Origin of the sequence: Pseudomonas sp. 25 R 14, assembly GCF_900004755.1 — a bacterium.
GTDB classification, from domain to species: Bacteria; Pseudomonadota; Gammaproteobacteria; order Pseudomonadales; family Pseudomonadaceae; genus Aquipseudomonas; species Aquipseudomonas brenneri.
Genome location: NZ_CVTS01000042.1, coordinates 23779 through 49426 on the forward strand (window position 1 = coordinate 23779; position 25648 = coordinate 49426).

Annotated in this window: 31 protein-coding genes and 3 pseudogenes; 2 read left to right on the forward strand and 32 right to left on the reverse strand. The window is 57.9% G+C overall.

What is annotated here, in order from left to right; all coding sequences use genetic code 11:
- Positions 1–7: 7 nt before the first annotated feature.
- The 30 genes and pseudogenes from BFQ03_RS14660 to BFQ03_RS14790 all read right to left on the reverse strand — a co-directional run bounded on the left by BFQ03_RS14660 (position 8) and on the right by BFQ03_RS14790 (position 21815).
- Entirely contained in the window at positions 8–379 is a 372-nt protein-coding gene (locus BFQ03_RS14660) for a TIGR03745 family integrating conjugative element membrane protein (protein ID WP_065943428.1), read from the reverse strand.
- 17 nt (positions 380–396) lie between these two features.
- Complete coding sequence (locus tag BFQ03_RS14665; protein ID WP_065943429.1) at positions 397–636, reverse strand: TIGR03758 family integrating conjugative element protein; 240 nt, start codon at positions 634–636, stop codon at positions 397–399.
- Positions 633–968 carry an integrative conjugative element protein, RAQPRD family gene (locus BFQ03_RS14670; RefSeq protein ID WP_065943430.1) on the reverse strand — a complete coding sequence of 112 codons (336 nt, stop codon included), beginning with the start codon at positions 966–968 and terminating at the stop codon, positions 633–635. Before BFQ03_RS14670 ends, BFQ03_RS14665 begins: the two co-directional genes overlap by 4 nt.
- Before the next feature lie 585 nt (positions 969–1553).
- Positions 1554–2213, reverse strand: coding sequence for a hypothetical protein (locus BFQ03_RS14675; protein ID WP_065943431.1), 660 nt, complete (start codon positions 2211–2213; stop codon positions 1554–1556).
- A 119-nt stretch (positions 2214–2332) separates the two neighbouring features.
- Positions 2333–3064: a TIGR03747 family integrating conjugative element membrane protein gene (locus tag BFQ03_RS14680; RefSeq protein WP_065943432.1), complete on the reverse strand. Its 732-nt coding sequence runs from the start codon at positions 3062–3064 to the stop codon at positions 2333–2335.
- Positions 3065–3117: 53 nt separating this feature from the next.
- Positions 3118–5223 (reverse strand): type IV conjugative transfer system coupling protein TraD, encoded by a 2106-nt coding sequence (gene traD, locus BFQ03_RS14685; protein WP_065943433.1) that lies wholly within the window; start codon positions 5221–5223, stop codon positions 3118–3120.
- Between the two features lie 9 nt (positions 5224–5232).
- Positions 5233–5745, reverse strand: coding sequence for an integrating conjugative element protein (locus tag BFQ03_RS14690; RefSeq protein ID WP_065943434.1), 513 nt, complete (start codon positions 5743–5745; stop codon positions 5233–5235).
- Entirely contained in the window at positions 5742–6290 is a 549-nt protein-coding gene (locus BFQ03_RS14695; RefSeq protein ID WP_065943435.1) for a lysozyme family protein, read from the reverse strand. Before BFQ03_RS14695 ends, BFQ03_RS14690 begins: the two co-directional genes overlap by 4 nt.
- The gene (locus BFQ03_RS14700; RefSeq protein WP_139115695.1) at positions 6272–6928 is read right to left on the reverse strand and encodes a TIGR03759 family integrating conjugative element protein; all 657 of its coding nucleotides are present in this window, start codon (positions 6926–6928) and stop codon (positions 6272–6274) included. The genes BFQ03_RS14695 and BFQ03_RS14700 overlap by 19 nt, the downstream gene beginning before the upstream one ends.
- Positions 6929–7000: 72 nt before the next feature.
- Positions 7001–7660 carry a chemotaxis protein gene (locus BFQ03_RS14705; protein WP_065943437.1) on the reverse strand — a complete coding sequence of 220 codons (660 nt, stop codon included), beginning with the start codon at positions 7658–7660 and terminating at the stop codon, positions 7001–7003.
- Positions 7657–8193 carry a PFGI-1 class ICE element type IV pilus protein PilL2 gene (locus BFQ03_RS14710; protein ID WP_065943438.1) on the reverse strand — a complete coding sequence of 179 codons (537 nt, stop codon included), beginning with the start codon at positions 8191–8193 and terminating at the stop codon, positions 7657–7659. The genes BFQ03_RS14705 and BFQ03_RS14710 overlap by 4 nt, the downstream gene beginning before the upstream one ends.
- Positions 8194–8355: 162 nt before the next feature.
- Complete coding sequence (radC, locus tag BFQ03_RS14715) at positions 8356–8850, reverse strand: RadC family protein (protein ID WP_065943439.1); 495 nt, start codon at positions 8848–8850, stop codon at positions 8356–8358.
- A 98-nt stretch (positions 8851–8948) separates the two neighbouring features.
- Positions 8949–9206 carry a hypothetical protein gene (locus BFQ03_RS30650; protein ID WP_083204857.1) on the reverse strand — a complete coding sequence of 86 codons (258 nt, stop codon included), beginning with the start codon at positions 9204–9206 and terminating at the stop codon, positions 8949–8951.
- Positions 9207–9277: 71 nt separating this feature from the next.
- Positions 9278–9859, reverse strand: a complete 582-nt coding sequence (locus BFQ03_RS14720) for an STY4534 family ICE replication protein (protein ID WP_065943440.1) — start codon at positions 9857–9859, stop codon at positions 9278–9280.
- Positions 9860–10822: 963 nt separating this feature from the next.
- Positions 10823–11359 (reverse strand): LasR-specific antiactivator QslA, encoded by a 537-nt coding sequence (locus BFQ03_RS29095; RefSeq protein WP_083204858.1) that lies wholly within the window; start codon positions 11357–11359, stop codon positions 10823–10825.
- A gap of 498 nt (positions 11360–11857) precedes the next feature.
- Positions 11858–12310, reverse strand: a complete 453-nt coding sequence (locus BFQ03_RS14725) for a single-stranded DNA-binding protein (protein ID WP_065943441.1) — start codon at positions 12308–12310, stop codon at positions 11858–11860.
- Positions 12307–12825, reverse strand: a complete 519-nt coding sequence (locus BFQ03_RS14730) for a DUF3158 family protein (RefSeq protein ID WP_065943442.1) — start codon at positions 12823–12825, stop codon at positions 12307–12309. Before BFQ03_RS14730 ends, BFQ03_RS14725 begins: the two co-directional genes overlap by 4 nt.
- A complete protein-coding gene (locus tag BFQ03_RS14735; RefSeq protein ID WP_065943443.1) occupies positions 12822–13577 on the reverse strand; it encodes a PFL_4669 family integrating conjugative element protein in 756 nt (251 codons plus the stop codon). The genes BFQ03_RS14730 and BFQ03_RS14735 overlap by 4 nt, the downstream gene beginning before the upstream one ends.
- 243 nt (positions 13578–13820) lie before the next feature.
- Positions 13821–14010 (reverse strand): annotated as a pseudogene (locus BFQ03_RS30655) (hypothetical protein); the annotation flags it as partial.
- Positions 14011–14144: 134 nt separating this feature from the next.
- Positions 14145–14729, reverse strand: coding sequence for a hypothetical protein (locus BFQ03_RS14740; protein ID WP_065943444.1), 585 nt, complete (start codon positions 14727–14729; stop codon positions 14145–14147).
- A gap of 15 nt (positions 14730–14744) precedes the next feature.
- Complete coding sequence (locus BFQ03_RS14745) at positions 14745–14933, reverse strand: hypothetical protein (RefSeq protein WP_065943445.1); 189 nt, start codon at positions 14931–14933, stop codon at positions 14745–14747.
- 16 nt (positions 14934–14949) lie between these two features.
- Positions 14950–15281: pseudogene (locus tag BFQ03_RS30660) on the reverse strand (hypothetical protein).
- A 12-nt stretch (positions 15282–15293) separates the two neighbouring features.
- The gene (locus BFQ03_RS14755; RefSeq protein WP_065943446.1) at positions 15294–15707 is read right to left on the reverse strand and encodes a type II toxin-antitoxin system VapC family toxin; all 414 of its coding nucleotides are present in this window, start codon (positions 15705–15707) and stop codon (positions 15294–15296) included.
- Positions 15704–15934, reverse strand: a complete 231-nt coding sequence (gene vapB / locus BFQ03_RS14760) for a type II toxin-antitoxin system VapB family antitoxin (RefSeq protein WP_065943447.1) — start codon at positions 15932–15934, stop codon at positions 15704–15706. Before vapB ends, BFQ03_RS14755 begins: the two co-directional genes overlap by 4 nt.
- A gap of 323 nt (positions 15935–16257) precedes the next feature.
- A complete protein-coding gene (locus tag BFQ03_RS14765; protein WP_065943448.1) occupies positions 16258–17442 on the reverse strand; it encodes an STY4528 family pathogenicity island replication protein in 1185 nt (394 codons plus the stop codon).
- A complete protein-coding gene (locus tag BFQ03_RS14770; protein WP_065943449.1) occupies positions 17439–17987 on the reverse strand; it encodes a DUF2857 domain-containing protein in 549 nt (182 codons plus the stop codon). The genes BFQ03_RS14765 and BFQ03_RS14770 overlap by 4 nt, the downstream gene beginning before the upstream one ends.
- A complete protein-coding gene (locus BFQ03_RS14775) occupies positions 17984–19567 on the reverse strand; it encodes a ParB family protein (RefSeq protein WP_065943450.1) in 1584 nt (527 codons plus the stop codon). The genes BFQ03_RS14770 and BFQ03_RS14775 overlap by 4 nt, the downstream gene beginning before the upstream one ends.
- Before the next feature lie 309 nt (positions 19568–19876).
- Complete coding sequence (locus BFQ03_RS14780) at positions 19877–20716, reverse strand: ParA family protein (protein WP_065943451.1); 840 nt, start codon at positions 20714–20716, stop codon at positions 19877–19879.
- A gap of 4 nt (positions 20717–20720) precedes the next feature.
- Positions 20721–20951, reverse strand: a complete 231-nt coding sequence (locus BFQ03_RS14785) for an AlpA family transcriptional regulator (RefSeq protein WP_065943452.1) — start codon at positions 20949–20951, stop codon at positions 20721–20723.
- Positions 20952–21065: 114 nt separating this feature from the next.
- The gene (locus tag BFQ03_RS14790) at positions 21066–21815 is read right to left on the reverse strand and encodes a hypothetical protein (protein ID WP_065943453.1); all 750 of its coding nucleotides are present in this window, start codon (positions 21813–21815) and stop codon (positions 21066–21068) included.
- 441 nt (positions 21816–22256) lie between these two features.
- On the opposite strand from BFQ03_RS14790, the gene BFQ03_RS14795 reads away from it, so the two are divergent.
- Both BFQ03_RS14795 and BFQ03_RS14800 read left to right on the forward strand, forming a co-directional pair.
- Positions 22257–22943, forward strand: a complete 687-nt coding sequence (locus BFQ03_RS14795; protein WP_065943454.1) for a cysteine hydrolase family protein — start codon at positions 22257–22259, stop codon at positions 22941–22943.
- A gap of 6 nt (positions 22944–22949) precedes the next feature.
- Positions 22950–23855: a LysR family transcriptional regulator gene (locus BFQ03_RS14800; protein ID WP_065943455.1), complete on the forward strand. Its 906-nt coding sequence runs from the start codon at positions 22950–22952 to the stop codon at positions 23853–23855.
- A 258-nt stretch (positions 23856–24113) separates the two neighbouring features.
- Here the strand turns inward: BFQ03_RS14800 and BFQ03_RS14805 are convergent.
- Together BFQ03_RS14805 and BFQ03_RS29105 are read right to left on the reverse strand one after the other, a co-directional pair.
- Positions 24114–25022: pseudogene (locus BFQ03_RS14805) on the reverse strand (IS3 family transposase); the annotation flags it as partial.
- A partial coding sequence (locus tag BFQ03_RS29105; RefSeq protein ID WP_139115694.1) for a transposase occupies positions 25023–25648 on the reverse strand: 626 nt, incomplete at its 5' end.

Below are 25648 nucleotides of genomic sequence, written 5' to 3' on the forward strand. Positions count from 1 at the left end.
CGCAGCCTCACAGAATGTCAGCAGCCTTGGTCAGGAACCAAATGATGATCACCACCAGAATCGCGCCAATGCCTACGACCGCACCCAAATCCTTCCAGGTTTTGCGCTGGTTTTGCACGTCGGCGTAGACGGTCAGGGAGTGCCAGGCGACGCCCAAGAAGGCGAGCAGGGCGATCAGCAGGCCAAGCAGGATGCCGCCGTCGTAGGCGTAGTTTTTAATCGTATCGATCAACCCCGAGCCTTCACCGCGTGAAGGCGCTTCCATGGTCGGCAGATCGGCAAACACCAGCGTTGGTGCAAGCACCCAAAGCAAGCCGATCAGACGTTGATTGGTACGCGCTCGCAGGTTGTTTTTTAGGGGGATAAAGCACTTGAGCATGGTGGCGATCTCCTGCGTTAGGCCAGGGTGAAGAACATCAGAACCAAGAGGGCAAGCAAGACGCGGGCGGCGCTGCCGGCAAAAGCGCCAAAACGCACGCTGCCTATTGCCCATCCGCGATACGCCGTCCACATCGTCCAGGCGCACCAGAGCAACGCCAGCACCAACGTCAGGGAAATCCACAACGTGGAACTGCTCTGTGCTGAGAAACCTGAGGCATTTTGAAACGCTGAGACTTGAGCGCCGCTCATGCTCATGGCGAAGACTCCATGGACGAAGTGTCGAGGCGGTAATCACCGACCAGCTCACCGGGATCGTGAGGCTGCGCGCGCGAGGGCGAGAGGTAGTCCTGAACACCCTGACGAATGCGCTGAACATCCCGGTTCAGTTGGGGGTAGTCGAAGCGATAGCGCGCCTGGGGTTCAGCAACACTGGACGTTTCGGCCTTACGGGCTGAGATCACCATCGTGTCGAGTTGGCGCTGAATAAGGCTCAGTTGGCTTTGTTCATAAGGCGATGCGGCGTAGCTGGCGCCGTGAACGATGACCAGCAAGAGCAGTAACACGTGGCGAAAGAGGGTCATGAGCATGATGCGGATCCATAGGAGGCTGGAGGTAGCATCACGTAAGGAGGCGATGGCGTCAGTCGAAAACCTGAGGGAGGATCCGTCGCTTTTTCGAGTGATGGACTGAAGGGGCTGCAGGGTGGCTGACTGGGCAGGCGCTCGTTGCATGAGCGAGGGCGTCGGAATAAGAAGATACGCTGATGGTATCGGTGGCGGAGGCGTTAAATCAGAGGTGGGTCTTTATGTCTAAACGCATCGTGTCACTGCGTGCTTACGGTGAGTTTGCGCAGAGATAAACCGTGTCATAGGTGTAGGCAACCGTTAATGGATGCTGGGAGATGCCTTCTGCGATGATGACTTTGGTGGGCGGTTTGACGGAATGTAATTTCACGTCACCCTGACAGACCGATTCGGCTTTTTGCTTACACGGGGTAGCGTCTGTGGGGATGTTGCTGGAGCAAACCACGGATACTCGTCGAATGTATTCTTGGTGTGTTGCCTTGGGTGGTTCTTGAGCGCAGCCAGACAGGTACAACGCTATCGTTGTCAGCAATACAGTTGTTCTTGTGACTGTTTTAATCATACCGGGCACGTACCTCATGGTCACCCTCACTGAGTAATTGTCATGCTTGCGGTGGCTCGGGTAGAGCCATAACGAATCCGTGAATACAGTGGGTCGGCGTAGCTGAATTCGATGACGGTACCGATGACCCCGTATTGCCTAGCAAGGCAGGTGAAATTCACCATGACCTGGCCTCCGTAAGGAATAGCCCCAACGGCAATTTGAGCCGGCCCGGTCCACTCAACTCGGCAGCCCAGCGAACTTTCTGCAGGGCCAGCATTGTACCCGCGACAGTTCAACGTGGCGTTGCCATTGCTGGTGTCCGGAAAACCTGCCCATTTTGCAATGGCGATGTTGGCCGAGCAGGAGGTGTTAACGGATGCGGCGCCTGGATCAAGCTTGTACACCCCCGACGGTGGCGAGAGTGCCGCCGTAATAGGCGTCAGTGGCAACAGGGCGCGGGTCGAGACTGCTTGGTTTTCGACCACGGTTGTGGGGGACGGGGGGAGCCTGCACACCACTACGGCACCGACCTCGTCACCCTTTTTCAGCTCGCCTTGTGCTGTCACATCAGCGCCACCCTTTGACTCACACAAGAGTTTCCTTAACTGACTTTTTTCCTCTGCATCAGCCTCGGACGTGGCGTAGATCAAGGGTGAAAGTGTCAGGCCCAGGGTTCCCAGCATTAACAGGTATGAGGCGTTCATAATCAGTGCCTTTGTTGACGTGATACCTGATATGAACCTATCAACGATACTCGGCTGTTTTGTGACAAAAGCTCAGGTGTTTTGACGAAAGTGGGTGTGATTGGGCACCTATACAGTGGCTAGAGGTATTTTTTGAATGTGCTTGCAGTGATTGCGATGGTTGCGCCCAGTACGATGGCGCAAGGTAAAAGAATCGCCAGAGGATTAAGCGAAAAGGGCAGAGATAGGTAGAGAATACAGGGCACAAACAGCAGTGGAATGACTGCACGCTTAGCGCGGTGATAGACAAAACTGCTCTCGCGGCCCGCTCCAAATTTGCGCAGGTCACGGCGTATCAATCCATCCACAAAACCGGTGAGCATGGCCAGCACAAACAGCGGTGTGGCCAGCACCAAAATGCTCAAACGCACCGCGAAGGTAAAGGTCACGTACACCGCCGCCAGCACAAAGTCCTCGATACTCACGTAGAACTGGTTGATCCCACCCCATAAGCCGTTGCCCTGGCTCGCCGGGCGTGCCTGCTGGGCAAAATCTGCAATACCCGTGTTGATCAGCAGCCACTGATTAAGAGCGTCCAGCCACTGAACAAGGGTGGGTCCAGGCTGCGGGATCAACAGTGATGACTTGAAGTACTCGCTGAGCCAGCCCAACTCGTGACTGAACATGGCCTGGCTGTGTCGCCAGCCTTGATCCTCCCACCACAGCAGCAGGCCGCTGAACTCGATCAGTATCGAGAACAATAACGAGGCGATTAGCCAACCGATAAGGCGTAACACCCCGCCTATGGCTGAGGCAATTAAACCTGGGCGCTGGGGGGGATGTGGGGCTGAGTGTTGGGAGGGCGTTGCCATGGTTCACCTTGTTGCACAGCGCTGTGTGGTTGAATCAAATCCCGCGGTCGGGGTTAGCCCAATCGGTCCAGGTCGAAATTGAGGGTTGGGCCGCCACCGCTTGCGCTCCACCATGGGCCTGCCTGCTCGTTGTAAGCGGCCCGCATTCGTTGAGTCAGTTCCAGCAGGTCTTTGGGCATGACGTCATCATTGGCCGGTTGTGGCAGGGGCATGCGCACTTTCCAGAGTTGGCCTCCGGACTGGAAGGAGAACATTTGCCCTTTGGGCAAACTGACAATATGCGCCGGTTGGATCAGCGGCACGCTGGTGCTGCTAATCCGGTCTTGTGAGGAGGAGGTGAAGTCGGTGTTTGCCGTAGGATCTGATGTGTCTGTGGCCCCCGACACTAAGGTTTTGCTCAGCACGTTGACCGTGGGCAACTGGCGGGTGAGCAGTTCTGCGGTGGCAGTCTCGCGCACGCGCAGCAGTTGCAGGGTGTTGAAATTACCGATTACTTGGCCGGCCTTGGCACGGTTGCCAAGGCGCGCTTCGATATCGCTGAGGGTTTGGGTGTAGGCCGTCACCTGGATGCCGGCGCCACCGCCTTTGTTGATCAGTGGAATAAACTCATCCCCCATCAGCTCGTTGAACTCATCGGCGTGCAGGTTGATTGGAAGTTTATCGCGGCTGCTGCCCGAGGGCGGCAGGCCATGATCGACGCCATGTTTGTAAATGTGGCCGGCGACCGAGACCAGGTCCGCGAACATCGAGTTGCCCACCGCAGCGGCGACTTCAGGGTCTGTCAGCGCATCCAGGCCGACGTAGACGATTCCGCGTTTACGGATGATCTGCATCCAGTCGAAGATGGGCCGCGGATCTTCTAGGTCAGTGTAGTTGGGCGCCAGTAACTGGGCGGTCTTGCCGGTGGTGAGTTTCTCCAGCAGCGGCAGTAAGGAGGCGACGATTTTATCGAAATAGGTGCGGTCATAACGCACGGCTGAACGCAGCCCATCGAGCACCGGGTCAAAGACCCGTTTTAGCGCCAGGTATTGCTCGATGGCCACCACGCGCTTATCGCGTCCTGCCATATGCCGGGGAATGTTTTTCTCGGTGAGCTTGGCTTCCAGTTGGACGATCGCGTCCCAGGCGGAGGGATCGTTCTTGGCAAAAAAATGCTGGGCGTATTCGATAAATAGCGCATCGATGTTGACCACGTGCCGTTGGATTTGCAGGTAGTCCGGGCGTCGACCCAGCTCGATCAGGGCGCGGGCGATGATGTTGACAAACCGCCAGGCAAACTCGCGAAAGGCCGCCGAGTTGCCGGCGCCGCTCAGTTGGCCGGCAATGCGCGAGGCCACCTCCGAAATGCGCCCAAAACGGCCTACCGCGTTGTAGCGTGCCGAGATTTCCGGCCAGCCCAGGTGAAACACATAGAACTCCTGTTCCCGGCCGGCGCGTTTGGCCTCGACGTACATGCGTTTGAGCAGGTCGGCATCGCCCTTTGGATCGAAGACAATCACTACCTCGTGTTCGACGCGGTGGATGTCTTGGGTGATGTACACCTCGGCGAGCCGTGTCTTGCCCACCCGCGTCGCGCCCAGCACCAGGGTATGCCCGACCCGTTCGCCGAGCGGCAGGCTGACCTCCGTCTCATCAGGCTCGATCCCGTGCAGCAGGGGCGAGCCGCCTACCGGAGGCAGTGGGCGTAACGGATTAAACGCACTGTCCCAAGCCGTGAGGCGTGCCAGTGTCGAGAGCGGGAAGGGTGCGTGTTCCAGGCGGCGTTCGAGTTCACGGGCCAGTCGGTAGTGAGGGGGTGGCAGGACATAGTGGGCCACCGCAGGATCTTGGGCTTCGACCAAGCGCTGAGTGTGCAGGCCGGTCCAGCGAAAGCCGCGCCCCATAAACAGACGTGTACGGCTGACCGGGATCTGCCGACTGGTCAGTGCGTAGCGTGGCAGCCGGCGGACATTGCGTCGATAACGCAGCACGGCCCAGGCTTGTCGCAGACGTATTAGCCCGAACAGGGCATAGGCCAGTGCGGTCAGCAGACCGAATTCAGGTGACAGGGCCACAGCCCAAGGCGCGCACACGCACAGCAGCGCCGCCGCTGTGCAGACGGCCACGCTGTACAGTTCCACGGCAGGCCGCAGCTTGGACTCCATGGCCTGCGTGGGCATGGCCTGGAGTCACTGTGCCAGCGACGTGGCGGTAATCAAGACGGGGTAATGCTCGATCCGCAGGCGGGTGGCGATGTCATCGCCACTGACCGGTAGGATGGTAAGGCCCGGCGCGGCGGCTCGAATCAAGGCCAATGTGTGGTTGTCAGGGACCTCGACGGCCAGGCCTATAGCGCCCATGTTGTTTAGTTCGTCGACGCGTTGACGCAACCAGACCAAGGATAAGGGGTCACCACCGACCAGGAAAAACGGTTGTAAGCCCGGCATGTTCAAGGCGCGTGGTATGACCTGGCCGGGGCTTAGACGTGCACTGTGCACCGGCAGTACCCAGGTTTCATCGCCGCGTATGGGCAACTCTCTACGCACAGTCCCGTCAGCCATCTGCCGGTGAGGCGACGCCAGACCTGAGGGTAAGGCATTGTGCTGTGCGGCTTCAGTTGCATCCCAGGTGAGGGTGGTTGCGGCCTGGGTGACGGGTGTCAGTAGCGCGAGAAGATAGCCGATGCAAAGGCTATTTTTCATGGCACGGGGTCCTGGGTAAAGGCGACCTGCAACTGGTGCAGTTGCCGAGAAAACGCGACGCGGTAACGGGCGGCGGGCAGGCCGCCTGCAGGACGGTGATAGCGTCCGGCGGCCGCCACCCAATCACCGGTGGCGGTGTGATGCGCCTGCAGCAGCACGGCGGTAACGGCGAGATTAAGTTCGGGATCAAGGGCGGCGCAGGGGCTGGAAAAACGTTGCCCGTGGTAACCGAGGTTGATTTGTCCGAGCCCTGCATCCACTCGCTTGGCGTCATACTGGCTCAGCGCTTGAAGCAGCGCTTGGCAGGCTTTCTGGCGGGTGGCAAAGCGAGAGGGGCTTCCCGCAATATTTAGGGTCCAAGGCCAGGGCAGTCGTCGCCCTCGAAGGTGCACTCCGCTTTCTTGCAGGGCAATCGCAAACAGCACTGTCGGCGGTATACCTGTGTGGTGGGCAGCCTGCTGGTAAGCCGCAGGGACGCGCTCGCCGGCCTGGACGCTAAGCATCGTCAGCATCAGCGCCACTGCACTCAATTGAGGCGCTGCCATTGTCCGTCCACCTGTTGAAAAAACGCTGGCAAGGGGCCTGGAGCACCCAAGCCGAACCAGCGTCCCCGATCATGGTTTAGGGTGATTTGGCGCCGTTGCACCCGGGCAGGCTCGATACCGGCATGGCGCGCCCAGCGGCGAAGGCGTTCATCTTCGCCTTGGCTGCCCACCAGGTAGAGATCAAACGCGCTATCAGCGCTTTGCAAGCGTTGTACTTCGGTGGTGCAGTCAGGGCAGCCGTCTTCGACAAACAGCGCCGGGCGCGGCGCGAGGAATGAACTGACAGGCGTGGAGGAGGCCAGGCCCTGGATCGGCAGCAGTCCGGGGTACAGCTTGGCCCAGGCGGCGGTGTAGGCGTTTTGGTAGGCCAATTCGCGCTCGGTGCGCTGGGCTTCCAGTGCGACCTGCAGCTCGGCATAACGCTGGCGTTCTTGATCGGTCTGGGCCTCAACGCCCAGTGCGGTCAACGGGTCGAGGTGTGGGCTCCAGACCCCGCGTGGGCCGGCCTGGATCTGCTCAAAGCGGCGCCACTCCTGTTCGGTCAGCCCCCAGTTTTTTGCCTGTTGGGTGTGAGCCTGTCTGAGTGGCGTCATCTCTGTGGCCTGGACCTGTGAGGGGGCCGTGACGGACTCAGCCATGGCGGCGCCGGTGAGCAGCAATGAGGCCAGATAAGCCGCGCCAGACAAGAGCATTGTGTTCATGATTGCCTCTCAAGGCAGTGGCACGGTTTGGTCTGGCCGTGCAGCCACCGCGAACGTGGCAGAGTGGGTTCCCAACGTTTTTAGGCGCCAGGCACCGAATTGTTCGCCGCGACGCAGCAGGCGCACATCGCTCAGCGTGTGACTGCCCAATGGTGCAACCGCTAAAAAGCGCTCTTCACCGCGTGACTCGATGCTTAACACCGAGAACGGTGGTATGAGCGGGGCCGGTTTGGCAGGTGCGGGCTGTTTCGGATTGGCCGCAGCAGGCCTTACAGGTAGTGGTGTGTGTTTGAGCGCCAACAGCTGCTGCTCAAGGTGCGCCAGGCGTACGCTGAGCGCGGTTATGTCGTTTACGCTGGCACGGCCCGTCAGGTCGTCGCGCAGTGCCTGTAGCGCGGGTGCCCATTGATCCAACAGAGGATCGGGGTGGGTGGGCGGAGGGGTATCAACTTTTTGTGTTAAGGCGTTCAGCGTGGACTGCACCTGCTCGTGTGCATCCTTGAAGGCGATAGACTGCTGTTGCAGGCGGCTCAGCGTCTGGCGCTCTTGAGCGCTTTCGCTCTGCAGGTGGGCTACGCGTTGAGACAGGTTATACATACCCGCGCTCAGGCCCGCGACGGCCAGGCACAACAGCCCCATAATGAGGGTTTGAAACGTTGCAACTTTCATGGGTGCACCTGTGATGGGTGGTGCGCCAGGGTGGTGATCAGCGCGGCGCGGTGATCGGCTTGTTGCGGGTCGAAGCAGACCGAACGGTTAACTTCATTGGCTGTGAGCTGCCAGGCCGGGCCGCCGAGTACGTGCAGGGCGTCCCGCAGCGCCATCGGGCCGAGCCGGTAATGCACCGCAGGCAGGGGCCGGGTCAGAAGGACGGTGATTGAGGCGGTGGCAGGGCACAGTGTGTACCCGGAGCGTTGCAGCACGTATTGCAACGCCTCTTGCAGTGAAGGGTTCAGGTGGGAGGGGATATTGACCTCAATGATCTGGGCCAACAGATCACGTTGCGCCGAGGTGGGGGCGGTACTGACTTGTGTGTAGCGTCCATAACGCAGCGCCAGCGCCTGAGGGGCGTTGTCAGCGTTTTTTGCGGGCGAGACTTGATCGACGCCTTGAAGGGTTTCGGATTGAGGCTGCAGCGGGCTGTGCGCGGTGCAGGCGCTTAATAAGCCCAGCAGGGCGGCCAGTGTGAAAAAACGCGCCATGAAAAACACCTCATGTCAGATTCAGTGCAGAACCTGACATAAGGTGCGGGGGCGATACCGCGAGAAAGTTGATTCAAGGCGGATCCTGTTAGGAAAAAGCAGGGGATCACCCCATGGGTCAGCGCTGTCCGGTGAACCGAACGTAGGGCCGCCCTTTGGCGATTACAGCCAGCCATATTCGGCAAAGGACAACGGTGGGCCTTCACCGACGATAAAGTGGTCCAGGACGTGGATGTCGATCAAGGCCAGGGCCGCTTTCAACCGAGCCGTCAAAACACGATCGGCCTGGCTGGGGGCTGTACAGCCTGAGGGATGGTTGTGCACAAAGATGGTGGCTGCCGCGTTATGGGCCAGAGACCGTTTGACCACTTGGCGGGGGTAAACGCTGGCGCCCTCGATACTGCCGTAAAAAAGCACTTCGAAGGCCAGTACCCGGTGCTTGGCATCAAGAAAGACCACACCGAAGACCTCATGCTCGTGCTGCACCAGCTGAAGTTTTAGGTAGGCGGCCACCGTATTCGGTGAGGTTAGGGACGGGCCGCGGGTAAATAACCGACGATCCAGGATATGCAAGGCGTGATCAATCACCTGGTTTTCTTCGGTCCTGCGATCGGTCTCAAGCGTTGAGGTATCGACCTGCATCAGTGGGATGTTCATGGGAGTTTCTCCGTCGGGAATAATCAGGAGGCACTCCCCAGGGGAGAGGGCCCCTAAGGTGGATAAAGCGTCGTCGGCGATAGCCGATGATTCGTGATTTATAGCCGCGTAAAGCGGCAGCGTTGACTGCACCTGCGCGAGCCGCAAGCGTCGCAAGGCGATTCAGAAACCGCGATGATTCCAAGGCCTTCTTCTGCGTTGAAGTCGGCACTGATTGGCAGCAACCGAACCTGTTCGGGCGCCATCAAGGCCAGGCGTTGCTCGCTCTCATCGGCGGTGCAGTAAAGCGATACCGCGCTGTGGTCTTCGTATGCGTGGGCAAACACACAGTCCTCGCAAAGCCAGAAGCATTCCATACCAGTGCCCTTGTGCTGATGAAAGAAAAGGCGCTCAAAAGAGCGCCTTGTTAAGGATCCGCGTGCAGGGTTCAGACGGACTGAGCACTGCGGATGGCGTCACGGAAAACCGTGCGAGGGGAGGGGCGAGGTTCAGCATCAAGCGCTGTCTCTACGAGAGGTTCACCTGTCTCAACGTCGGACTCAGCCGATGGTGGGGAAAGCTCACCGTGTGGTACTGGCTCAGCAGGTGCTGTTGCTTCCTGCCTGGCGGGCGCTTTGTACTCGAGCATACCGTTGACCTTGATCCAGTCGATGAACAGCAAACGACCTTTCAGGCCCGCGCCGGGTTGGCCTTGTTTGAGGCCTTTTTTGTAGAGAAACGGATCGATCCAGATGTCACCAATACGAAACGACAGCAGGACCTTGTTCTCCGGGATGACGGCGTCCAGGTACAAACGAATCAGACGTTCAGCTTCACCTCCGACGACTTTGCAGTCGAAGCGGGTGTACTCAACGGCATCGTTAGCACCGTGTAGGGCAGAGATATCACAGGCCATAAATGACTGGCCGCGGCGGACAGGGACTTCACGGATTCGGTTGAGGTAACCGATGCCGACGGTGTGCAGGTTGAAGTACGTGGTGCCTTCTTGAGGGTAGTTGGCGTGGGCCATGGTGGTTCTCCTGTTTTAAGGAAAAACGGCGACACGCCACCCCTGACGGGGCAGTGAGTCCCCGTCAGGGTGGGTAAAGTAAGGCGCGCGATGAACATTCGCCAGCGGTCAGTCGATGGCAATCAACGCGATATAAGTGGGGCAATAGCCTGAGCAGGCGAGTGTCTGCAGGCACGGGGGAGTCGGCATTCATCACCGCGACGCGGTAACCGTGCGAGCTTCCGAACGCTGATCGCACTTGGGATAAACCACCACGGATGTGGCGTAGCCTTGAAGGTTCAAGCTACCTGGGCTGGGCTGTCAACGACAGCAAACCACGCCCTTTGTATAAGCCAGTAGAGGGCGAGCGTCAAGGCACTAATCGTCGGTTTTTGAGGCGCAGAACACTATGGACTTCAGTGGAATCAAAAAAGAGAAAAGGGGGCCCGACAAGGCGTCAGGCAAGGAAGAGAAAAGCCACCTTTGACGGTCTTACGCCTTTGAAGCGCATCTGGCACCGCAGGGTTCAAGGGCGTGAGTACCGGTCAACCAACCCGTGTCGTGGCCAGGGCTGGAAATTGCTGGCACGCATCCGCGCACAAATGGTGCCCCGTGTTTCCCCGGTGGGCTCCGGGGGTGAATACGATCACCGAAGCGGATGACCACTGTTGCCAACTACGGGCAACAGTGGTCATCCGCCACCGCGATCAGTCGTGCATGAAAAGGTTTTTAATTGTGCAGAAGAGAAGGCTCCGAACTCAATGAGTTCAACCGAACTACCCGGAGCGAATCGGTCTTGGGTCGCCAATGGCGGTACACCGGCACTAATACAGCAGAGCGCACCGGCGTGCGTCAAGCTTGAAGTCTTTTCAGGCGATGCACAGAGGCGTAAGCAGCAGGGCTATCGCCCAACGCTGCATCCGATCCCGATAAGTGGTGTTAAGCAAAACAGCAAAGGGCCAGGAGCACCTGGCCCTTTGCGACTTACGGCGTAACGGGGTCAGGTGGTGGTGAGGCCGAGTGAAGCTGCGCTAGGCGTTGCTGCACCCGTAGCAGAAACCCTGATTCAAATGCGTTGCGACAATCGCCGGCCCAATGCCGTCGGCGATGGTGGGACAGTACCCACCAGAGGGGTAAAGATGAGGCGTCGCCCAGCCAGTCCGTTGCGCACTTTACGCCGTCATCAATCACGAGGGCGTAGTCACTACCCCACGGCGTTCGTATGCCGGGCTGGCCATCTGCGGCGGGTATTGAGCAGTACTCTTTGTGTTTTTGTTTGGCGCGCTCAGGTGGGTTTCCAAGCAATCGTTGGAAGGCCATGTCATACAACACGGCGGCATCGTCTAGCAGTTCAACCACCAGATCTTGTTCGCCTGTGGCATGCAGTACCAGGCTCTGGGCGCCATTGAGGCGAAGACAGGCGGATCGGCGCAACGTTACTGCTGCTTCCTCCAGACTTAACGAGGAGGTGTCGATCGCTTTGGGTTTGGGGAGCTGAGACAACAATGAGTGATCAAGCATCAGGACGTCCTCCCCAATGGGTGAGGGGAGTAAGCGTTAGACAAACAAGGTGGTGCGCGAGCGTAAAAGGGGGATAGGCCATTTTCCTTATCTCCTTGGTTAGATTAAGGATTGCCATCCACCGTTCTGACTCGGTATGGGTGGCAAACCGTACGGGGGTCAGAAACCGGAAACCAAGGAACCCGGCCAGGCCGAAGCCTGCCCCGCACGGTTCGCCATAGAAAAGCAGCAGCTGGACATACGAAGCATCCGCTGTGCGAAATGACTACACCGTGTCTTGGTTGTTTTTCAGGTTCTGACGCCCGGCCACGGGATTGACCGCAGCGATGAAAGCCTAAACGCTAAACGTTACGGAAACAAGAATTTCGGCCGCATGCGTGCATCGAGTGTGATCATCTGTCGTACTGTGGTGTTGATTGTAGAGCGGTTGACCTCACGTACTGGCCGTAGTGACCTCACCGGCACAGCGCCGATGACCACGCCTGGTAAGGCACTGGGTTATCTGCGCTTGTTAGGTTTTGACATCGGTTCGCTGGCCTGGTCTATAGACGGCTCGACCTGCGTTGCAGAGGCTGCCGCCTTACTGGGGCGCTCCCGCATGAGCAGACTTTGCACCCGATGTGGCAGGATGCCGATCCGGCGGGCTTCGATCTTGAAGGTCACTCGCGGATTGTCTTTGCTGTCCTCCCACTCCTCACGCACGGTGCGCCCCTCGACCAGTACGCGCATGCCTGTTTGGTACAGGGTGCTCCACTGTTCAGCGTCGCGGTGCCAGAGCTCAACTGGCGCCCAATAGCCGCCTCGATCCTCATAGCTGCCCTCGCGGGGCACGGGGTTGTCGAAGTACACATTGAGTCGTAATAGACGCCGTGGTTCGTCATTGTTTGAGGGGAACTCGAGAAACTCTGGCGCACTGCCGATGTTGCCTTCGCCGACAAAAAAAGTACTCATCGTGTTACCTCCGCTGTGGGGGTGAAGAGACGCAGTAGGCGTTCGGCACTGGCCATTTTGGTGGCGCAGCTCGTGGCCTGGCGGTGGAGCGAATGCATCACGCTCATCTGCAGGTTCAGTGCTATGCGTTCAGATTCGAAATGACCCAACCCCTCGCGCACCCTCTGGGGCAAGGCATGGTTGCTGATCTGGCGCTCCCACACGACCACCCCCATCCGGGCGTAATCACGGGTGCGCCAACGCAAAAAACGGCTGCCTGCGCGAGTGTTTTGCAACACCAAACGCATGTCCAGCAGTGAGTAAGGGGGTTGACTGGCCCGCTGCACCAGCGCCTCCATCAACTGACCCAACTGCACCTGGATCACGCTTGCGACCTGCGCCAGCTGTTCGAGCTCCCCCTTACCCTTAAAGGGCTTTAAAAGGCCTTTTAGGGAGGTGGCGTGTTCGAGGTGCCGATAGGCCTCGGGTGTCAGCAGCTCAAGGCTCTCAGGTGGCGCAGGGCTGATCGGATTCATACTGGATCCTCGGTCTCGCCCATGGCTGCAGATGGCTCCTCAGTCTCCTCAGGCTGCGGCTCAGTGTCCGTTGTGGGGACCTCGTCCCTGTGAATGATCGGCGGGGCAAACTGGGAGCGACGAATGCCCTCAAGAATATCGAGCGGGGGAAAGCCATATTTTTCGATGGCCGCCTGGGCACGGGCGTTATTGGTCGCCATGTCCTTGCGGGTGACGCCGGAGTGGCGATAGCGCTGCGCTTGACCGAACAAGCTGCGCAGCAAGTGGGCGCCGTCGTCGATCCAGGCTTCCATGTCCACGCGGCCAATCAAGGCGGTGTGGTGAGCCAGCAAGGTCTGGCGTACCAGGGTGTCGTAGTCGGTCAGCAGGTAGACGGCGAGAAACCCCAACTGGCTGCCAATGTACAGCGGCAGGGTAACTGGGTGGATGTTGAGGTTATCGCCCATGTCGATCTGGGGCGGCAGGTCTTGCCTGATTCGGTCCAACTGCTGGGCCAGGTCCAACATCCCCGCCTTGGCTTGCATCAGCTTTTCTTCGAGCTGCACGATGGCCCAGTCGGCATAAGGATCGTCCTGGGCCGCCGTTTGTTTAATCAGGTTGGTGACGCTGATGTAACCGGCCATGCCCATGATCGAGTGGGCACCTTCGCGTGCACTGCGCCCCTGCCAAATCCTCGCCGCGTGATGGGTGTGTAAGGTCAGGGTGATGCTGCTGCGCAATGAACCCAGGTTAAGTTGGTAGTGATCGGCCACGGTGTTGTCCTCGCATAAGCTTGGACGGAACGTTGCGCTGAATCAGGCCTGAGGGCAGCCAAAAAGCTGAAGGTGCTCTGTTCGGTTTGGATCGTGAGGCGGTATCTCGTAGAAGCTCGCTTGGGACGGTACTGACAGCATTGCCAGGGGAGCGGGGGGATCGCACGCACAGGTATGGCTGTTTGCGACCTCACACCAGCCTCTGTAGAGGTGATGCCACTGGCATCACCTCTACAGAGGCCTCAGGTTATCCACCGCTGAGCTCGCGCGCGGTACTGTACTCATACGCTTTTTAGATACAGTACAGGCGCCGTTCGGATGGCGAACCGTGCCGTCAATCGGGGCGTGCAAGCCCGGTTCGGAGTCCGAACGAGGGCCTGCACGATACCGAACGGGGTGGAGATTTCCCCCGTTCGGAATCGTGAGTCGCCCCGGGTTTCGTCGGCAGTCCAAAGATGAGGCCACTTAGGCGTTGCGGTGAGCGGCCGGCGTTACCCCGAAGGACTCAAGATTGTTGCCGCACCCCCAGTAGGGTAGTTTTCAATTAGCGCCAACACCCTTATCGTTTCAAAACGAACAAGGATTAATCAGGTGCAAAATTGAGGTTCGGGTTGAATACGGAATAACGGTGTTAGGGATCATCGCCATCCCTGTTCTCCCTTGCCCTGTGTCCCTTATATAATCCTTTTCGGTGCCCACTATGGTTCGTTTTCCTGTTTGGAGCATCGTGTCCACGATGAGCTTTTTCTTTGCGATATCCGGTTTTGAGCTCGGCTCTACTGGCCAAATCTGCACGGCATAAGCGTGGGTGAATAAAAACAGATTCGGAGCGGTGTCTACCGGCGCTTGTAGGTGCGCACACATGACATCGCTGGCTTGAACTTCAACAATGGTTTTGTAGTGGGGCTTGTTGTAACTGGCCAGGATCAGCTTTGTCCGAGTCTGAACCGCCAGCGCTTCCTGGGAGTGGCAAGGCGTCACTTCTCCATAGGCGTAGGAGCACCAATTCACCTGGGTCATTGTGACAATTTCCTCAGGTTTTACAGACAAGTCTTTCTGGATGTTCAACTGGTCTTGTGGTTTGTCGTAGGGGATTGCTGCGCAGCCGGTGAGCAATGTGAGCGTGAGCAGAGCGATGAAGGAGCGAGGCATTGTTGTCATTTCCTATCAATGCAAAATACGGGAAATAATCGCTTCCCAACCGGGCCAATCACGGGTGCCAAAATCTCCGCTGCCAGTGACATGCGTTTTCTCCCACTCGGCCAGCGCGATTTTTTCCTGTTCGCTCATGACCGTAGCCGCCTTAATGATTCGCTCAAAACGTGCTATCTGAGTTTCGATTTTTTCGTTACCCATGCTGACTTTCCTTGAATTACATCGATTTGATAGAAACAACTTCGACAAATCGAAATTTTTTCCTAGCCGCCTTGGCAGCGTCTTGCTCTGCTAGGAGGGTACTCAACGTATCGACCTCATGGACCATCTCATGCGTCTTGCCTTCAAATTCATTGCCCACCCGCAGCGTGACTCTCAGCCTGGGAGTGAATGGTTTCGCGACTTTCTTTTTAGCTGGTGCCTTCGTCGACTGCGTATCCACGATATCTGGGAGAGGCTTTTGCACGGGGGCGCGCAGCCCTGCACAACTGGCTCGGCACCACCGAACAACGCACGGGGCATCTCTTCTTCAGCTAATTTCGTGTCCATGCTAATTTTTCCTCAGTGAACCCAGTCTTCGCAAGGCAGCCCCGAAACGCGGCTGAATTCACGCACATTGTTCGTGACCAACACACAACCCGAAGCTATCGCATGACCGGCAATAGCGGTGTCATTCTCGCCAATGATCAAGCCCGCTTTGGTGAGTTCGAGCTTCACCTCAACCGTCGCGTCAACCGCGCTTTGATCCCACGGTAAGACCTCATCCAGACGTTTCACAAACTCATCAAGCAGCGTTTTGTGCTTGTGCGATACCTGCTTACCAATCTGCCCGTAACGCATTTCGGTGTAGGTAATCGCAGAAATTACGATCCGGTTATTCCGCGCAACCTCTGCGGCCAAACGCTGCAAAACAGACTCTGGACGCTCGTGCATAATGAAAGAGCAAATGCAGGTATCAAGCATGTACGTGGTCACAGATTGAACCTGCCTTCATCGCTGATAATGCTCGGACGCTCTTGCAGAAAGTCCGCATCGGCCTTCGGCAATTCAGCCAGCGACAGCCAGCTCGGGCGCACGGGGCGCAGGGTAATAGTGTCGCCGCTGCGCGTAATCTCCAGTTCCCCGACACCCTCATAAGCCATGTCAGTGGGAAAGCGAATTGCTTGATTCTTGCCGTTCTTGAAAATTGAGACAGTGCGCATAACATCACTCCTGCATATGTCTGGCATGTGCTGTATAACAATGCCGGTATACATATGCAAGGCATATGGCTTCTCAAAGAACGATTGTTGACGCTGGCCTGCTTTTGACCCCCCCGCCGGTATTTCACTGAACCACCTCAGGTATCAAAACCAGTTGCTACTCCCTAGGTTGCGGGATGTTCAGGTGGATCAGTTAACGTTGATACCCGGGGTCAAAAGCGGATCGGCACCAACACCTTGGGGCTCTACCCCGTTAACACCGATACTTTTGAGCAGAATCACATCGCTCTTTACGAGATGTGATGCCGGTGGCATCCCATCTACTAACGTCCTGGGCGTCGGCCGCGTAGTTGACGTAGTTCACTCAGGCACGCCTGGGCGAGAGCAGAGGCGGGCTCGCGATGTCGGAGGGATGGGCGAGACGGGACCCTTTTGGGTGGGTCCATAGCGTGTGAGAGGGCTGTCTGACTGGCCCATGGGCGAAAGTCACCCTTCAGTGCGCGCTGGATCAGGCCCATCAAATAGGCCGCGGGTTTACGAATACCTCCAGCGGTACAACGAGCCCCTGCTTCGTTGAGCACTGCTTGACGGTCGGCAGGCGCCAGTTTGTAGAGCGCCATGGCGATGGCCTGACGCTCGCTATGGCTTACATGCAACGAGTCGGGCCAGTGCAGGTTCGCCGGCGCTGGGGTTATGTGCGGTGCAGTTTCCGTAGGTTTTTTCGAGACGGTATCTGCGGTGTTCAAAGGGCAAGTGGTGCTGTCAACACGAGTGCCGAGGTCCGGCCCTGAGTTCAAAGTCGGGGCGGCAGAATGCCGAACGCGGTGATCGCCATCGCGTTCGATATCTTGCGCAGCACTGTCGGTCGTGAGGTCCAGTCCTTGCTGTGCCCAATGATCGCCCCAACGCTCGAAGCGTGTCGGCAGTCGTTCTTGATCGATATCGGTGTCTTGGTAGATCTCTTCCACTCGATACTGGGCGACAAGGCGCACGGCCTTGGTGTGATGACTGAGGCAATGCCCGACGAGTTCGAGGTAGTTTTGGTCCAGCTCGATCGCTTCGGCGGGGGTTAACGGTTCATCGTGCAGGACGTACAGAGCGCCTTGCAGACGTCCACTCAGCGGATCACGCCCGCGGCTCACCAAGCTAAGCCACCCGGTGAGTCTGAGCATCGTCAAGACCCGAGCAATGGTTTCACGGGAGGCTAACGTACCGTAGGGGACGCTCGAGAGGTAAGGCTGCAGGTCCTCATAGCGCGGCATGACCAGGCCCTGGCCTTGTAGCAGCAGGCGAAACACCTGCCACGCGTTGCGCTCCAGGGGCGTCAGCCGCGCGTCCAGGAGCAAGCGTCGCGGCACCACGTCGTGCGATTGGCCACTGAACAGAAAACCTGCCTGCAGTACCTGGTTGGCGGGTTGTTCGGGGGACGGGCGCTGCCCGCGTTCATTGAGTTGGCGGGTGCATTGCGCCAATACACGCTGCCAGCGGCTGGGCGGGTCGGTGTTCATGGTTCTGTGCTGTAGTGGTCGATCTGTTGCCAGACACTGGTCAAGCTGATCTGTTGCTCTTCGGCCAGCATCATCATGGCATCCAGCTGATCCTCGCTACTGTCCTGCGTGCGCAGCTGGCACCATCGCTGCCAGAGCGCATGTTCCTGGGCCTCGCTCAGCTGTTGAGGGCGGCCCTTGCGGGTTTCGATTTTGAGCAGGCGCCGGCGTAAGGCCGTTTCCGAATGTGCCAAACCAAACCATTGGGACATGATCGCACTGCTGGCGCCAAGTTTTAGTGCACGGTTGATCAAGCGCTCGTTCTGCTCATCGCGTTCGGCTTGCTCAATCAATCGATGTAGCACCGGCGAATCAATCTTCACATCGACCCATGACACGCTGGCATGGGTCAGGCGCGACAATGTAGTGGGTGCTAAGGATTGGAGCAGGTAAATGTCATCCTCACTCAAGCCTAGCGCCTTGCAGCGTAGTGGATTACCCAGGCGCAGTTCGTGCAGCACCTGAGCCAACATGGCCTGATTGAGCACATTAAAGGACACGCTCATGAGCGTTTCTCCGGTGAGTTATCTTCAGCGCCAAGCGTTAAGTCGATCAGGCGGCGGGCCAAGCGGATCAGACGAAAGAGTACGAGTAGCAAGCGCTCGGGCAGTCGCTCCAGCCCGATATCCATGGCGGGACGGTCAGTCAGCGGCAGTTGGTAGACCCCAAGCAATAGTTGGCCGAACAGGGCAGAAGGCAGTTGTTGGCGATCGTCCCAGTTGACCTCATCGTGCGCGCGTAGCAGGGCCAACAGCAGCAGGTGAACGCCGGTAGCGCGCGGTGTTGCCAGATCCAATCGCGCCGGGTTCAGGCTAAAGCCCAGCCCCTGTGGATGGTCGATGACGCTGTCGGGATGGCCGGCATAGGCCGCCATTTCCCGGGCCAGCGCTGCGATAGCCAAGCGCAGGGGGGCGGGACTGTCCTGCGCCGGTGCAATGGTCCAGAGTGTCTCGAGCATGCCACTTTCGACACTCTGCGTGACACCAGAGAGCGTCTTGCAAGTAATCGGCGCCTGTGAGGCAGGGCTGATGGCAGGGGTGACACCGGTTTCGACAAGGGGGAGTAGCGCCTCATGTACTGTTACGGTCTGAAGGTTGGCCTTCGTTAATGCGGCGGTGACAGGGGGCTCGGCGGCGAGTTCGCCTGTCGCGGTTTCTTTAACCTCAACCCTTAGCAGGGGGCTGGACTCTGAGGCCTCAGTGACAACCGCATTGGACGTTGAAATGACCCGTTGTGTATCGCTCAACTCCAGGGCCAATAATCGGTGGGGCTGCCCCAGCAGGCGGCTCATGCGTTCAAGCAGCTCATCCTGAATGCGCTCAAGCGCGAAGGCCTCAGGTTCGGCATCGAAGTAACCCAGGGTCTCTAGCCACACCTCGGCGAACGCTGTGGTACCCGTTGGGTAATGGTTCCAGGTGCGCTCTGCCTGGCGACGCAGGCCGATCAGGCGTTCGATCTGCGGCTTGCCTAATCCTGCATACAGCACCTGTGGAATCGCCGGCAGCAGGTGTTCCAGGGTGTCGAGCATGCGGCTGATGTGTGACTGCGACACGGGATAGCCCTCAGCCGAGAGGCGCCGCGCCAGTTCGCGTTGCGAGAGCCCAATCCCATCGGGCTCAAGCATGGATTTGAGTTTGGCGATGGCCAACGCCCGCTCAATAAAGGTGAGTGGGCCGTGCAGGTCGCTTTCGGCCAGATGACCGAGCAGGGCCGTGAGCTCATCGCGCCACGGCCGGAACAGGCAGTGGATGCGAAAAAAACGCTCGTCGTGGGTTTCCTGCCACAGCTCGCCCAGAATCGCCAAGCGCGTATTGCCGCCGTTGCGGATGATGAAGTGGGGCTCTCCCGGGCGGCGGGTAATGGGTGGCGGTTGGTCCAGTCCACGCTCACGAATGGAGGCCTTGATCTCTTCATACAACGGATTTCGCAAAAAGCGCGGGTTGTGCTCATAAGGCCGCAGCTGCTCCAGCGTGACCCGCATCGGTGTGTCGGTGAGCGGGTCAGACAACGGCTCATGCGTTGACCCACGAGGGAAGGGGCCCTGGCGCAGCTTGTCAGTCATGGCCTCCTGACTGAGCTTTTTCATCGAATCACCCCCCCGTTAACAGCGGTTGCACAAGGGGTCGCCAACCCTGAGCTTGACGATCTCGGCTGTCGCTGAGCCTTCCACTTGTCGGGACAGTTCAAGGAGTAAGGCACCGACGGCGGTGCGTCCACCGGGCAGTCGAAAGACCACGGTGCAGTAAGCCTCGCATCCAATAGGATCTGGACTAAGGGGTGGGGAAACGATAGTGGGCGGTTGATCCAGCATTAAAGAACTCCCGAGCGCGAGTTAGGGGCATCAAGATTGATCAAACAACATGAGAGGCGAGCAATGCGCGTTTGGCGCGTTGTCCTATGGCACCGGCGGACATCGGGTCACGGCCGCGATGGCTGTGTGCCATTCAGGAAACAACTCGATGGCCAACGATTGCATGGTTTTAAGCGGCGAAGACGCGCTTCGCCCCGGTGAATGGCGCGTCCTCATGCGGTGGGCAGGCAGGCCCAGGGAGGCGGCATTGAGGTACACCACTCGATCGGGGACAGTGGTCTCCAGGACCGAGACATTGCAGGCGCCGGAAAAGGTTTTGCGCAGTCCCTGGATGATCATCCGGGTGTCCACCTGATTGGCATTGACCTGGTTGAGCAGCAGTTTTAGAGGGGGAGGGCTAATCCCCAGGTGATGCAGTAGTTCGAGGTCGCTGAGCAGTGTTAAGGTACCGCGGCACAGTTCGCGTGCGGCGAGCATTTCCGGTACGACCGGAGACAGCGCAAGATCGCACGCCAGGATCGCCATCTCCAGCAATACGCTGCGTGCGCCTTGGGTGTCGATCAACAACAGGTCATAGCGAGGACGCAAAGGCTCGAGCACATTGCGCAGGCGTAAACGCTCATCATCGGCGTGCAGCAATGCACCCAATCGGCTTTGATTGTCGTTGGAGAGGATCAGGTCAAGCCTATCGATCACCGTTCTGGAAATGATTTGGCCGGGCGTTGTCAGGTTGTGTGCGATGAGCTCGTACACCCCAGCATTAGCCTTTTGGTCCAAGGCGTAGTAACTGGAGAGGGTGGGTTGGCTGTCCAGATCAAGCAACAGCACACGCAGGCCGGCGTCGGCCAACAGGCCACCGAGATTGGCCGCGATGGTGGTTTTCCCCACCCCTCCTTTGGTCGATACCACTGAGACTACGCGCATGGCATCAGACCTGCTGACCGAGACGCTCAACCACCCAGCGCTCGATCTCCTGTGAATCCCAGCCGACTGCACGCTGTCCAATGCGTTTGGGCTGAGGGAATTTTCCGGCCTTCATCAAGCTGTAGAGTTGAGCCCGTTTAAAGCCAGTTTTTTGCTCCACCTCATCACGGCGCATGATGCGCCGTTGAGTCGGCGGTTGAAGCGGCTGGGCGATGTCGGAAAGGGGGGCGCTCATGATGGTCACTCCTGGCGTTGATCAACGCGTTGTGGGAAGTGACCTGAATTCAATCGCACATGGCCGCATGAGTCATTGCACTGCAAGCGCTACCCTTGCAGTGCAATGCGTCACTTAACTGGCGGCAAGACTGCGCCGGCCCGCAGCAAACTTCTGATCCAATGAGCGCTTACTTAAGCCTAAAACATGCCCATGGTGTGCCGTTATAGAGTCCACAATCGCCGCTTGGTTGTTGAACACCGAGTTGGGTTTTCCGGCGGGCGTGACGCCCAGCAGGGTGTCGACCAAAGCGCCGATGGTGTTGCTGTAGGCTACCTGGCTGCGCTCGCTCAGCGGGGCCTGGGCGTCGGCCAGCGCGTGCAATTGTTCACGCTCAAGCCCTGCGGCATTGAGCTCGTCCAGCAATTGACGGTGCGCCGCTTCCTGGGCCTTGAGCTGTATGTGCAGTGCATCTCGATCCGCGCGCAGTGTGAGGTAGGTGGTGTAACTGATGTGTTCGGTGTTGGGGGAGGGCGTCCCAAAGAGAAAGGCGGGGCGTTGGTCTGGGTAGTGATGATGCATCCACCCCTTAAGGTCGATATGCCTGACGGTAAGCAGTCGACAATCGAAGGGCGTTCCAGGTGCAACCGTGGCCCCTAACACACCGCATGGCAGTTCCTGATTTCGCACAGCGTCGAAGATTTTTTCTGTGTTGAGATGAAGACACGGCCACTGGGGAAAGGTTGAGGCCAGCAGCGAAGGGCAACACCAGGCTGACTCAAGAATCTGAGCCTCATGGGCCATCAGATTGCACCAGCGTATCGCCGCATCGATGGGACGATAAAAGACTTTTTCCTCAGGATGGCAACTATTGGGGGTGTACATAACAACGACCTCAAATCTGAGGGAGCCGATCCGCCAAGTACACATTGGATGACCATAATGACTTGTGCGTCCATGCGGTGACTGTCCCTTGTTTCGGGGCAGATTAATGTCAAGTTGATGTTTTTCTTCAAGGGCTAAGCGCCCAAATTATCGATAATTTTTTCTTCTATGGCGTTGATTTTTTTTTGCGCAAACCACTGTACTGATGCGTTGTGTCGTTTTTATGACCTGTGCGGCTCTGGAGCGATTCAATCTAAACAAGGCCGGAGGCGTAGTGCCCATCGCAGGCGCCTCAACGGACTTTGCTCGGAAGGGGTGAGTGCGTATTGGACGGCTACACTTGTGCTAAAAATGCACAGACTATGTGCTGGCCGTGATGTGTTCGAGTCTTAGGTATTTCCCTAACATTCCCTGACTCACTCAACGAAGAAGGAAATACCCATGCAACGTTTTACCCGTCGTTTTCTCGCCGCTTGTGCATTTTCCGGTGTTGTCGCCAGTGCTGGAGCCATGGCTGACGATCATCCCACCATTCGGGCCATGTCCGGTGCCAAGCCGGTCAGCGAGTTGCCGGCCGGCAAATCTGCATTGCTGGTTATCGATTTCCAGAATGAATACTTCACCGGCAAAATGCCGATCCCCGATGGCGCCAAGGCCCTGGCCAACACCCGTGAGCTGATCAAATTCGCGGATGATCACAACATGCCGGTCTATCATGTCCAACACATTGCACCGGCCGGTTCGGCGGTATTTGCCATCGATGGCGAAACCGTGAAGTTTCATCCGGACATGCAGCCGCGCGCCAATGACACGGTTGTGCAAAAGACCACCGTCAGCGTATTCGCCAGTACCGAGCTGGACAGCCGCTTGAAAAAAGCCGGCATCCAGAACCTCATTATCACGGGCCTGATGACTCACGCGTGTGTTGCCGGCGCCGCCCGTGACGCCGCCCCACTGGGTTACAACGTATTGGTCGCCTCCGATGCATCGGCGACCCGCGCGATTACCCGGGTCAATGGCGACAAGGTCGATAAGGACGCGTTGCATAAGGGCGCCCTGGCTGAAATCGAAGACACCTTTGGTGACGTGATGACCACTGCCCAGATCCTCAAGTTGCCGGTGCGATAAACCCATATGAATCAGATGCTCGCCATGCGTGTATTTCGTTGCATCGTTGAGGCCCAGGGGGTTTCAGCCGCCGCCGAGCGGCTGGACACCACCCACTCCTCGGTGTCGCGACACTTGCAGCAACTGGAATCCGCGCTTGGCGTGCGTCTGATCAATCGTAATACCCGGCGTATGAGCCTTACCGCGGCAGGTGAACGTTATTACGCCGCCTGCGTGGACATTCTGGATCGCGTCGATGCTGCGTCGCAGGCCGTCACTCTGGAGCAGGAGCGCCCCTCTGGACTGCTACGCATCAGCGCTCCCTTGGTGGTCGGTACCCTTGAGCTGGCCCATTGGCTGCCAGCGTTCCAGCAGCGGTATCCGGACATACACGTCGACCTGTCCTGCTCGGATTCTTTTGTCGACCTGGTGGCCGATGGCTTCGATGTGGTCATCCGCATCTGCGGCCCCTTGGCCGACAGCAGTCTGGTTGCGCGCTTGCTTACGGTCTCACCCATGGTGATGGTCGCATCATCGGCCTACGTCTTCAGGTGCGGCCTGCCACGGAGCACCACCGAACTCAGCGAGCATCGGCTGCTGACCTTTGCCTCGACCGATCAGTGGTCGCTGATGAACGACAACGACGAGCCACTTGTCGTGACTGCTGACGGCACCTTTCATACCGACACTATTACCGCGTTGTACGCCTGTGCCCTGGCGGGTGGAGGCGTTGCCGCGTTTACCCTGGCCACCGTGCAGGATGATCTGCTGGCTGGGCGGTTGGTGCGGATCCTGCCTGAATACACCCTCGGTGTGCGTCATTACTATGCGCTGTACCCACATGCTCGCAACCTGCCTGCGAAGGTCCGAGCGTTTGTCGATTTCATGGCCGAGTATTACGGGAGCAAGGCTCCGGAACTTATGTGCGGCTGACCCATTTGATCCTCTGTTTGCATTGAGCTTGAGCGGCCATTTGCATCGCATCTGATTTCATCGGATACGAAGCGCCAAGTCACATCTCCAAGGCTTTATGGGGCAGTCGGGTCAAAGTCCAACGCCATCTTACGGCGGAGACGAACATTCACGTGGGTGTTGGTCACCCGAGCCTTTGCTCTTTTTTATGCCCAATCTGGATTTTTGTTGTTGGCAGACCGATCAAATACACCCTCAATATGAATCGCCCCGGATTCTCTAGACACCTTGCAAGCTCATTGCGTAACGCTTTTCAAACTCTACCGGTGACAGCTGATTGTTGAAACCATGGCGGCGTTTTACGTTGTAGAACATCTCGATGTAATCAAACACATCACTCCGAGCATCTTCCCGCGTGGTGTAGATTTTTCGCTTGATCCGTTCCCGTTTCAGAAGCTGGAAAAAGCTCTCGGCCACGGCGTTGTCATGACAGTTGCCTCGGCGACTCATGCTGGCAACCAAATTGTTTGCCTTCAAAAAGCTGCGCCAATCGGAGCTGCTGTACTGGCTGCCTTGGTCGGAATGAACCATCACCTCTTGCTTCGGTTTACGCCTCCAAACCGCCATCAACAACGCATCAATAGCCAAATCACTGGTCATCTGCGACTTCATTGACCAGCCAACGACCTGCCGAGAAAACAGATCCAGTACCACCGCCAAATACAACCAGCCTTCATACGTACGAATGTACGTGATGTCGGTTACCCAAACCTTGTTGGGTTCCACAACATCGAACTGGCGCTTCAGCAAATTGGGTGAGACGACCGCTGGCTTACCGCCGTACTTTCCAGGGCGGCGTCGATAACCTGTCTGAGAACGTAGACCTTCAAGACGCATCAGCCTCGCCACACGATGACGACCACAATCCTCACCGACCTCGCGCAGATCGTCGTGGATTTTGCGATAGCCATAAACGCCGCCGCTCTCCAGCCAGGAATGCTTGATCAAACCCAGCAGTCGCTGGTCGTCTTTGGCGCGTACAGATTGCGGCTCAGACAGCCAGGCGTAATAACCGCTGGGATGGACTTTCAGCGTCAGGCAAAGCCGTCGAATCGAATAGTCGCCCGCGCGCTGCTTGATAAAGGCGTACTTCAGCCGCACTCCTTGGCAAAGTACGCGGCGGCCTTCCTAAGAAACACCCTCCGTTGGCTGAAGAGTGAAACCAAATTCGGCAGCACGGCGATGTAGACCCTTTACGACTCGCTCCCGATATCTCTGCTCGTACTGGTCTGCTCCGGGGTCCTGATAGTTCATACCGAAACGCATCGCGTTATAGAATAAAATCGCAATTTTTCGGGCGGTCGCGGTGACTGCTTTGGCTTTTCCGATTCGAGCTGCAAGGCGTCTATAGAAGGCCCCAAGCGCAGTACTCGTTCTCCCGACGGTGACAGCGGCCAAGCGCAGGTGGGCGGTCACTCGATTCTTGGTTTTCCGAGTATGAGCGGAAAGCACCTTACCTCCACTGATCCTACATCCCGGGGCAAGCGTTAGCCACGAAGTGAAATGATGACAAGTGCGCCATCGGCTCAGATCTGTACCACATTCGGCGACCAGCCGCAGTGCCAAAAAGGGGCCAATGCCATGTATTTGCGTGAGGTCTACACCGACCAACTGATAGAGCAAGGTGCGAACATCGAAGTTAAGCGCATTGGGTTGCCGGGTTTTATGGCGCGGTTTAGGTAATGGTTCTGACGGACGCACCTTTTCCTGCGAAAGCTTGATGAGCACTTGTGCAATTTGCTGATCGCAGATGA